We start from the raw sequence: 1,517 nt of genomic DNA, 5'->3' as shown, positions 1-1,517 counted from the left end.
TTCAAATGATTATATTGGGGATTTTACAATTGATGTTCACAAATCTCCTGACTCGTAAGCGATAATAGATCGAGATAGCGGAGCTCGCTAATGATTGACCAAAGTGTGCCAGATAAAAATTGCTACGACCTTTTCCAGTAACCTTCAACAGCAATTGCTACGGTACTAAAATAGAGGCTTTGCATCTCGTATTCCTTATTGTCTTCGTTTAATTCTTTAAACCAATCTTCTAACATATCTTGCTCCGTAAGAATATTCGGCCGCCAAAAACAAAGCTGTAGCTCAGGAAAGTGATAGGTGTACCCTAGCTCCCAATCGTTCCTGTCATAAGGTGATATCTTATCGATACTTTCAACCAAATCATCCACTTTGGTTTCAAATATATCCATGTTCATGATAGTGCATGAAAATTTTCCATTTCCTTCGTATGACGATACTTCAATAAAAATTACCTTTCCCTCGGAGTCATATTCAACTTTATAGGTATTTTTGAAAAAATTTTTATCTCTAAAGGAGTCATAGTATTTCGTATCATATTCTGCTAAACAATTATCAACTTCCTCTTTACTCATTCCTAAATGAATGGGACCGATGCCTTTTTTCGGTTCAACAACAAAGGCTAACATTTCAATTCTCCTTGCTATTCAGGATAAAGCGAGCTCGTCGACAGGAATATGTCGAATATAATTCAAGCTTGTTAACGACCTCATTTTTCTTGCTATACCTATTTGACGTAGCGAATGGAAAATATTACATCCAGCACAAAAACCAAAAACCTCCTGACCTTACTCCAGGAGGAAGTTAACCGATGTTTCCTTTTGATCCTACTACTATAACTTCAGTTTATTCAAACATTACATCATACTCGCTATCTTCGATTACATGATCGTAGTTTATCCAACTCATTTCTTCTAACTGCAAGGTGTTTTTAAAAGTATTTACCATTTCAAATATATTACTACTAGATTGTACCGCCGAAGGTGCTAAGGCTGTGATTAATTTTTCAATATCTTCATGATTAAGCCCGAATATTGAGAAACTAGATAAATTGGCATTAGCGAAAGACTGTATTATTAGCTGATCAAGATTGTAGTTGCGGTTGATAAAGCCAATGTTGTTTCATCTCCATATGATACTACTCCAATAAGCACGTTGTGGTATGGTGCGGAAGTTACGGATCTTGGGAGTTATGATGATGCCTACATCTACGTTTCTCAAGGGTATGTATCCAAATCACTCTTGACTCAATATACCGTTATCAAAGCTAAAACAGTAACAGTTGCTGTAGATAAAGCCTACTTCTTCTCTACCCCGGTCGCAACGAGTAAAGTTAGAGGTACTGCAATCAAAACCGCCGTGGTTAACATTGTCGGGGAAAGTAACGGGTTTTATTATGGATCCACTCGAGATGTAAACGGGAAAACTCTCGTCGGATTTGTTTCGAAAACAGTTGTGAAATAAGAAAGAGGGAGCTTTGGGGTCTGTCAAGAATTTTGTGTAAACTCAATCAACCGATA

The 1,517-nt window shown here is 37.0% G+C and carries 1 protein-coding gene; it reads right to left on the bottom strand.

Features of this window, described 5'->3' with window-relative positions:
• Positions 1-122: 122 nt before the first annotated feature.
• Complete coding sequence (locus tag EIZ37_RS25460; protein WP_134687566.1) at positions 123-626, bottom strand: hypothetical protein; 504 nt, start codon at positions 624-626, stop codon at positions 123-125.
• Between the last annotated feature and the right edge of the window lie 891 nt (positions 627-1,517).

Origin of the sequence: Brevibacillus migulae, assembly GCF_004521915.1 — a bacterium.
Classification (GTDB): Bacteria; Bacillota; Bacilli; order Brevibacillales; family Brevibacillaceae; genus Brevibacillus_F; species Brevibacillus_F migulae.
Note: the sequence above shows the minus strand (reverse complement) of the source record. Positions and strands in the feature narration are given on the sequence as shown.